This window comes from Streptomyces spiramenti (assembly GCF_012034385.1).
GTDB lineage: Bacteria > Actinomycetota > Actinomycetes > Streptomycetales > Streptomycetaceae > Streptomyces > Streptomyces spiramenti.
This window is the reverse complement of record NZ_JAAVJB010000214.1, coordinates 1-8,496: the sequence shown is the minus strand read 5'-3', so window position 1 is coordinate 8,496 and position 8,496 is coordinate 1. Positions and strand designations below refer to the sequence as shown.

The following is an 8,496-nucleotide window of genomic DNA, read 5'->3' as shown; positions in this document are numbered from 1 at the left end:
CCGGTCGCCCACCGGCGCGTCCGGCGCGGTGCCGGGTGCCGGTGTGCCCCGCTCGGCGACGCCCCCGCCCGGTCGGCCCGGTGCCGTCGCGGGCTCCGAGACCCTGCCCGGCACCCACCCCCTGCCGACCGGACCCGACGCCGGGCCCGGACCCGCTGTCGGTCCGGCGCCGCGCGCAGCCGGACCGCAGCGCTACGACCCCTGGGCGGCTCCCGGCGCCCCCGCGGGCCCGGTCGCCCCTTACGGGCCGGGTCCCTGGGAGCCGGAGCCCGATCCCGCCTCGCGTCGGCCGCGCCCGGCCGCGCTCGTGGTCGGCGCGCTGGTGGTCGCGCTGGTCGCCGGCGGCGTCGGCGGTGTCGTCGGCGTCCAGTTGGAGCGGGGCGGCAGCTTCAGCGAGGTGCGGCTGCCCCAGGCGAGCGGGCAGGAGCGCGTCAGCCAGCCCGGTACCGTCGCGGCGATCGCGGAGGGCGCCCTCCCCGGTGTGGTGACCCTCTACTCCAGCGGTGGTGGCGCGGGCGGCACGGGCACGGGGTTCGTGCTCGACGACGAGGGCCACATCCTCACCAACGAGCACGTGGTCCGGCCGGCGCGGGACGGCGGGCGGATACAGGTCTCCTTCCACAATGGCGACGCGGTCCGCGCGGAACTGGTCGGCTCCGACAGCGGGTACGACCTGGCCGTGGTCAAGGTCACCGGTGTCTCCGGCCTCAGCTCGCTGCCGCTCGGCGACTCCGACGCGGTGCGGGTGGGCGACTCGGTGGTGGCGATCGGCTCGCCCTTCGACCTGGACGGGACGGTGACGGCCGGCATCATCAGCGCGGTGGACCGCCCGATCACGGCGGGAGGTGAGGGCGACGGCTCCGACATCAGCTACGTCAACGCGCTGCAGACCGACGCCCCGATCAACCCCGGGAACTCCGGGGGGCCGCTGGTTGACGACAGCGGGCGGGTCATCGGCATCAACAGCGCCATCCGGACCCCCGGCGGTGCGGACGCCGACGGGGAGTCCCGCGGCGGCAGCGTCGGGCTCGGCTTCGCGATCCCCGTCAACCAGGCGAAGCGCATCGCCGAGGAGCTGATCAACACCGGCGTCGCCACCCATCCCGTCCTCGGTGTCAAGCTCGACCTCGGCTTCACCGGCAACGGCGCCCTGGTGGGTAGCAGCAGCAGCGAGTCGGGGGTGCTGGCCGACGGCCCCGGCGCACGGGCCGGCATACGTGACGGCGACGTCATCACGGCGGTCGACGGCTCGCGCGTCCGCAGCAGCGACGAGCTGATCGTGAAGGTGCGCTCGCACCGGCCCGGCGACGTGCTGGAGATCACTCTCGAACGCGACGGGGACGAGCGGACGGTCAGTGTGGAGCTGGGGCGCGCGACCTCGGAGTGACCACCCCTCCCGCCCCGGGCGCCCAGCGGGGTACCGTGGCTGTCGCCGGATATCTTCCGCTTGAGGGAGCTGACAGTTGTTCTTCGATATCGGACCGCTCAATTTCCTCATTCTGCTGATCCTGGCGATTCTTCTCTTCGGCCCGGACAAGCTCCCCAAGCTGATCCAGGACGCCGTGGGTTTTCTGCAGAAGGTCCGCGCCTACTCGGACAACGCGAAGCGTGACATCCGGTCCGAGCTGGGGCCGGAGTTCAAGGACTTCGAGTTCGAGGACCTCCACCCCAAGCGCTTCGCCCAGAAGCACCTGATGAGCAAGGACGAGCTGGGCCTGCGTGAGCTGCGCGACTCGCTGGACGTCCGCAAGGAGCTCACGGAGGTGCGCGACTCGCTGGACGTGCGCAAGGAGCTGACCGAGGCCACCGACGCGGTCAACGGCCGCGCCCGGCCCTCGCGCGTCGGGTCGGACGACGACTCCGCCGACGGCCGGAGCGTGACCGGCAGCACCGCTGCCCCCGGCGACCCGGTGGAACTCGACAAGGGCTTCGCGACGGAGGCCGAGATGCACGCGGACGCCGCGCCGACCAACGACAGCCACCAGGGGGGCGTACGGCTCGACAAGACGGCGCCGACGACCCCGGCGAGCGCCCCGACCCGATCCTCGGCCGTCGCACCGCCGTTCGACATCGACGCCACCTGACCGGGCATTCCATCGCATTTGGGGTATTTATCTCCGTCGGGTTTCCGGGCTTCCCCGCCGCGCGTGGGGCGGGTGGCTATCCTCGCTGTGTCCCGGGGCTCCCCCTGGGCACACGTGAGGAGGAGGCGTCCGCACATGGAGACGACGAGTCGGACCGGGCCGGACACCACTCAGGGGGTGCCGGGTGCCCGACAAGCGGTCGACGGCTACCTGAGTGCCGACTTCCCCTGGTACGGACTGGACGAGGCGTTCAGCGGGCCGCGCTGGCTCATGCAGGTGGCGGCGGCGACAGACGGATCGGTCGAGCACGGCTCGACCGGCCACGGCGACGAGCCGTCCTACCTGGCCGAACTCGGCCCGGAGGAACAGCGGTTCGCGGTGGTGGTGACCGTGGCGACCCGCCCGGTCCGGCGCAGCCCCGACGGCACCGGCGTCCTGGAGGCCACCTCGGTCTCCTCGGCGGCCTGGCTCGCCGGTTCGGGGTTGCTCTCCCGGACCTGGCCGACGCACATGGAACGCGCGCTGCGGCAGGACTGGCTGGAGCAGCAGACCAGCATCGCGTGGGACCTCGCGGACCAGCTGCACGGTGAGGGCTGGTCGATGCTGTCCCTGCCGGTCGACGGCACCCCGACCGACTTCCGCTACCGGGAGTCGGAGTACGGCTGGGTCCTGGCCGGTGCGGCCGGGGACGGCCAGCACATCGGCGCCTACGGGCGCGGGATGAGCGCGTACGGCCTCGGGTTCGCCGTGGTCGAGGACATCCACAGCTACACCTGACCGGACCGGACGGCCCCCGACGGCCGGCGGCCTCCCCCACCGGGGGCGACGCCCCCGCCGCAACGACCGGCGCACCGCGGCCGGCGCGCGGGCCGGGCACGACGGGTCCGACCGCGACGGCCGCGGCCTGACCCGCCCGGGAGAGCAGCGCGACGAAGGCCGGCGCCGAGAGGCGCCGGCCTTGTCATGTCACGACGGGAGCGAGGAGCGGTCAGAACTTGTTGCGCGGCGTGATGCCCAGCGACAGCCCGGAGAGGCCCCGCTGCCGTGCGCCCAGCGCGGAGGCCACGGCCCGGATCGCCGTCCCGGCGGGGGAGTCGGGGTCGGAGAGGACCACGGGCTTCCCCTCGTCGCCACCCTCCCGCAGCCGCACGTCGATCGGGATCTGCCCCAGCAGCGGCACCTCGGCCCCGGTGGTGCGGGTCAGCCCCTCGGCGACCTGCTTGCCGCCGCCGCTGCCGAAGACGTCGACCATCTCGTCGCAGTGCGGGCAGGGCAGCCCGGCCATGTTCTCCACCACGCCCACGATCTTCTGGTGCGTCTGCACCGCGATCGAACCGGCGCGCTCCGCCACCTCCGCCGCCGCCTGCTGCGGCGTGGTGACCACGAGGATCTCGGCGTTCGGAACCAACTGCGCCACCGAGATCGCGATGTCGCCGGTGCCGGGGGGCAGGTCCAGCAGCAGCACGTCGAGGTCGCCCCAGTAGACGTCGGCCAGGAACTGCTGGAGCGCCCGGTGCAGCATCGGCCCGCGCCACACCACCGGCGCGTTGCCCGGGGTGAACATCCCGATGGAGATCACCTTCACGCCGTGCGCCGACGGCGGCATGATCATGTTCTCGACCTGGGTGGGCCGGCCGTCGGTGCCCAGCATCCGCGGCACGGAGTGGCCGTAGATGTCCGCGTCGACCACGCCGACCTTCAGTCCGTCCGCGGCCATCGACGCCGCCAGGTTCACCGTCACCGAGGACTTGCCGACGCCGCCCTTGCCCGAGGCCACGCAGTACACCCGCGTCAGCGAACCCGGCTGGGCGAACGGCACCTCACGCTCGGCCTGCCCGCCGCGCAGCGAGGCGGCGAGGTCCTTGCGCTGCTCGTCGCTCATCACGTCCAGCTCGACCCGCACGGCGGTGACACCCGCGACGCCGCGCACCGCGTCCTCGACGTTGCTGGTGATCGTCTCGCGCATCGGGCACCCCGACACGGTCAGGTAGACGCCGACGACCACCGCCCCGTCCGCGGCGATCTCCACCGACTTCACCATGCCGAGGTCGGTGATGGGCCGATGGATCTCCGGATCGTTCACCGTGGCGAGCGCGGCTCGCACCGCGTCCTCGGTGGGGGTGGTTCCGGCGGCGGTCGTGTCGGTAGCCATGGCACCGATGGTACGGCTCCGGCACCGCGCGGTGGGACCGGCCCTGTGGCGTTGCGCACGCGCCGGGTACGCTGCCGCTCACCCGCCGGTGACCACCCGTTGGAAACCCGGTGACCGCCTGCGGCGCGCCCTCGTGCGGCCGAGGTCGCAGGACGGGTCCAGAACACAGCGAACCGAGGAGTGGCAGCCCCCGTGACCCCCCGAGCCGGAAGGCGGCATCCCCTCCGCGAGCTGCTGGTGAGCGGCCTGATGTGTGTGACCGGAGCGGGCCTCCTCACCGGCTGCGGCGGCGAGGAGGAACCGCCGCCGGACCCGGACGAGGGCACCAACGGCCTCGCGTCCCTGCCGGCCGCGACCATCGAGGAGCGCGCCTTCACCGCGGCCTCCGAGGCGGAGTCGCTCCGCCTCTCCGGTTCCGTCACCGCGGGTGAGGCCGGGTTCCGACTCGACATGCGGCTCGGCCCCGAGGGCGGCGTCGGCGAGGTCTCCACCCAGGGCGCGACCTTCGAGCTGCTCCGCGTCGAGGACGAGTTGTTCATCAAGGCGGACGCCGCGTTCTGGCAGTACCAGCAGTCGGAGGACGAGGCGGAGCGCGACATCGACCCCTCCACCAAGCTGGAGGGGATGTACGTCAAGGTCCCGCCGGAGGACCCCTCGTACGACCAGCTCAGCGGGTTCACCGACAAGGCCCTCATGCTCGACCTGCTGCTCGGCATGGAGGGCACCCGCGAGACCGGTGACCGCGGCATGTTCAACAACGTGGCGACCATCAGCGTCGTCGCGGACGAGGGCGCCGGCGGCGTGCTGGAGGTCTCTCTGATCGGCGACCCCTACCCGCTGCGCCTCGAACGGGGCGGCGAGGCGGGCGAGATCCGGATGGCCGAGTGGAACGAGGAGTTCCCGCTGCGCGCGCCGCAGGACGAGCAGATCGTGGACTACGGGGACCAGATCCTCAAGGACGCCGGCTGACACACCGCGCTCCCCTCCCTGCCCGGCGGCGGAGGACCGGCCCGGCACGCGGGCGGGTCAGCGGCGCCCGCGTGCCACCGGCAGGCCGCTCGGCACGCGACCCCGGGTGAGCGCGGCCGACTCCCGCGGCGGCTCCGCGCCGGAGCCGGTCGGGTACGCCCCCGGGCGCTGCGCCGCCGGCCCCTCGGCGGTGAGCCGCAGCACCCGGCACTCCGCCGCCCAGCGGTCCGCCAGCCGGTCGGCGTCCGGGGCGTTCAGCCGCTTGCCCCGCAGTTCCGCCACTGCGGCGGCCCACTCCGGGCCGCCCGCCGCGGGTTCACCGACGCGGGCCGTCCACACCAGCAGCCGCCCGCCGTTGTCCTTGCTGCGGGCCGTCACGGTGGCGGTGCCGCCGTCCCGCAGTTCCAGCCCCTCCAGGGGCTGCTCGCCGGGTCCGCCCACCAGCCAGACCGCGCCCTCGTGCCAGGCGTGCCACAGCGCGCGCGCCGGAGCCGGGCCGGGGCCGCGCACCCAGAGCAGGGAGGACTTCTTCGCGGTCTCCTCCACGAGGGCCGCGTCCAGCAGCGAGGTCGTCATCGCACCACCGTAGAGCGCCGCGCGCCCGCACGGCACCCACCGGCCGGCGGCACGGCGGGCGCCGGCCTCCCGCGCGGGCCCGCCCTGAGAGGGAACCGCCGTGCCCGGAGGCCGGTGCCGATCGCGCTGCCGCTGCCCGTGGCGTCAGGCCGCCAGACCCAGCGCCGCCATGCGCTTGGTGTGCGCCTCGGTGATGCGGGCGAACATCTGGCCGATCTCCGCCAGGTCGAACCCGTCGGCGACACCGCCGACCAGCATCGTCGAGAGCGCGTCCCGGTCGGCCACCACCCGCTGCGCCTGGGAGAGCGCCTCGCCCATGAGCCGCCGCGCCCACAGGGCGAGCGGGCCGCCGAGACGCGGGTCCTCCTCGATCGCGGCGCGGACCTTGTCCACGGCGAAGTCCGCGTACCCGGTGTCGTCGAGCACGTTGACCACCAGGTCCCGGGTCTCGACATCGAGACGGTGCGCGATCTCGCGGTAGAAGTCGGCGGCGATGGCGTCGCCGACGTAGGCCTTGACCAGGCCCTCCAGCCAGTCGGAGGGGGCGGTGAGCCGGTGGAACTCGTCCAGGGGCCCCGCGAAGGGCTCCATGGCCGCGGCGGCGTCCACCCCGATCTCCGTCAGCCGGGCGGCGAGCCGCTCGTGGTGGTGGAACTCGGCGGCGGCCATCCGTGCCAGCGCCGCCTTCGCCTCCAGCCCCGGCGCGAGCCGCGCGTCCTGCGCCAGCCGCTCGAAGGCGGCGAGCTCCCCGTAGGCCAGGGCGCCCAGCAGGTCGACGATCGCGGCGCGGTAGCGCGGGTCGGCCGAGGCCTCCTCCCAGGTGCGCGAGGCACCGGCCTCCGGGCGCTCGCGCTCGGTGCCGGTATCGGGAGCTGACTCTTCGGGCGTGTCCATGGGCCGCAGAATAGCCCGGGACCTTCTGCCCTCACGATCGCCCCTGACACATGTGCGCGGTTCCGGGGTAGAGTGATATGGACCCGCCAGCAGGCGGGTCCCGTTCATGTGGAGATTCCTGGCTGGACCAGGACCCGCGGATGCCCGGTCGGTGGCCCGATCGGCTCCGACTGACAGCCCGCACGCGGACACCACCGTCCGCCAGGTGGGACCCGCTCGCGCGGTGCATGCGCTTGAGTGAGATGCCGGGTCCCGTGCCGTGACGGCCCCTTTCCGGGCCGCTCGCCGGCGCGGTGGACCGACCCGCCTCGCCATCGTGCTTCGCGTCACACAGAAGAGGCAAGCACACTGTCCACGACAACTTTCCGCAGCCTCGGCATCCTCGCCGAGACCGCCGAGGCCCTCGAGGCCGTCGGCATCGTCACCCCGTTCCCCATCCAGGAGCTGACCCTGCCGGTCGCTCTCGCCGGCTCCGACGTCATCGGCCAGGCGAAGACCGGCACGGGCAAGACCCTGGGCTTCGGCATCCCCGTGCTGGAGCGTGTCACCGTCGCCGCCGACGTCGAGGCGGGCCGGGCCCGGCCCGAGGACCTCTCCGACGCCCCGCAGGCGCTCATCGTCGTCCCGACGCGCGAGCTGTGCCAGCAGGTCACCAACGACCTCCAGACCGCCGGCAAGGCGCGCAACGTGCAGGTCCTCGCGATCTACGGCGGGCGCTCCTACGAGCCGCAGGTCGAGGCGTTGCGCAAGGGCGTCGACGTGGTCGTCGGCACCCCCGGCCGACTGCTCGACCTGGCCGGCCAGCGCAAGCTGCGGCTCAACGAGGTCCGCGCGCTCGTCCTCGACGAGGCCGACGAGATGCTCGACCTCGGCTTCCTCCCGGACGTCGAGCGCATCATCCAGATGCTGCCGACCCGTCGGCAGACCATGCTCTTCTCGGCGACCATGCCCGGTCAGGTCATCTCCCTGGCGCGCCGGTACATGAGCCAGCCCACCCACATCCGGGCCGCCGTGCCGGACGACGAGGGTCTGACCGTCGCCAACACCACCCAGCACGTCTACCGTGCCCACTCCCTCGACAAGATCGAGATGATGGCCCGGCTGCTCCAGGCCGACGGCCGGGGGCTGGTGATGGTGTTCTGCCGCACCAAGCGGACGGCGGCGGACCTCGCCGACCAGCTCGACCGCAGGGGATTCGCCGTAGGCTCCGTCCACGGCGACCTGGGCCAGGGTGCCCGGGAACAGGCGCTGCGCGCCTTCCGCAACGGCAAGGTCGACGTGCTGGTCTGCACCGACGTCGCCGCCCGCGGCATCGACGTCGAGGGCGTCACCCACGTGGTGAACTACCAGACCCCCGACGACGAGAAGACCTACCTCCACCGCATCGGCCGCACCGGCCGCGCCGGTGCCAAGGGCAACGCGGTCACTCTCGTCGACTGGGACGACATCCCGCGCTGGCAGCTGATCAACAAGGCGCTGGGGCTGGACTTCAACGACCCGGCCGAGACCTACTCGACCTCGCCGCACTTCTACGCGGAACTCGGCATCCCCGCCGGGACCAAGGGCGTCCTGCCGCGTGCCGAGCGGACGCGTGCCGGGCTCGACGCCGAGGTGGTCGAGGACCTCGGCGGTCCCGACGCCAAGCGCGGCGGCAACCGCCGCCGCAACGAGGAGCAGGAACGTCCCGCCCGGCCCGCCGCCTCGCGGCAGCGCCGCCGGACCCGGAACGGTGCCCCGGTCGACGAGGCCGCCGACGCCGCCGCACCCGTCGCCGCACCCGCCGAGGGCGCGGAGCCCGCGGGCGCCGAGACCGAGGAGGGC

The 8,496-nt window shown here is 73.6% G+C and carries 8 protein-coding genes; 5 read left to right on the top strand and 3 right to left on the bottom strand.

Features of this window, described 5'->3' with window-relative positions; all coding sequences use genetic code 11:
* From HCJ92_RS19660 to HCJ92_RS19650, 3 genes are all read left to right on the top strand, one after another.
* Positions 1–1,387, top strand: a 1,387-nt coding sequence (locus HCJ92_RS19660; protein ID WP_245241024.1) for a S1C family serine protease, incomplete at its 5' end; no start/stop codon positions are given.
* A gap of 76 nt (positions 1,388–1,463) precedes the next feature.
* On the top strand, positions 1,464–2,084 hold the full coding sequence (locus HCJ92_RS25880; protein WP_167934944.1) for a sec-independent translocase: 621 nt from the start codon (positions 1,464–1,466) through the stop codon (positions 2,082–2,084).
* Positions 2,085–2,219: 135 nt separating this feature from the next.
* Positions 2,220–2,861: a hypothetical protein gene (locus HCJ92_RS19650; RefSeq protein ID WP_167934943.1), complete on the top strand. Its 642-nt coding sequence runs from the start codon at positions 2,220–2,222 to the stop codon at positions 2,859–2,861.
* Between the two features lie 211 nt (positions 2,862–3,072).
* Here HCJ92_RS19650 and HCJ92_RS19645 read toward each other — a convergent pair whose 3' ends face one another.
* Positions 3,073–4,236 carry an Mrp/NBP35 family ATP-binding protein gene (locus HCJ92_RS19645; protein ID WP_167934942.1) on the bottom strand — a complete coding sequence of 388 codons (1,164 nt, stop codon included), beginning with the start codon at positions 4,234–4,236 and terminating at the stop codon, positions 3,073–3,075.
* 192 nt (positions 4,237–4,428) lie between these two features.
* Here HCJ92_RS19645 and HCJ92_RS19640 point away from each other — a divergent pair, with 192 nt between their 5' ends.
* On the top strand, positions 4,429–5,205 hold the full coding sequence (locus HCJ92_RS19640; protein ID WP_338054274.1) for a hypothetical protein: 777 nt from the start codon (positions 4,429–4,431) through the stop codon (positions 5,203–5,205).
* Positions 5,206–5,262: 57 nt separating this feature from the next.
* Here HCJ92_RS19640 and HCJ92_RS19635 read toward each other — a convergent pair whose 3' ends face one another.
* Positions 5,263–5,781: a hypothetical protein gene (locus HCJ92_RS19635; RefSeq protein WP_167934941.1), complete on the bottom strand. Its 519-nt coding sequence runs from the start codon at positions 5,779–5,781 to the stop codon at positions 5,263–5,265.
* 144 nt (positions 5,782–5,925) lie between these two features.
* Positions 5,926–6,675, bottom strand: coding sequence for a ferritin-like fold-containing protein (locus HCJ92_RS19630; protein ID WP_167934940.1), 750 nt, complete (start codon positions 6,673–6,675; stop codon positions 5,926–5,928).
* Positions 6,676–6,912: 237 nt separating this feature from the next.
* Between HCJ92_RS19630 and HCJ92_RS19625 the strand changes: the two genes are divergently transcribed.
* The coding region (locus HCJ92_RS19625; protein WP_167934939.1) for a DEAD/DEAH box helicase at positions 6,913–8,496 on the top strand (1,584 nt) is incomplete at its 3' end.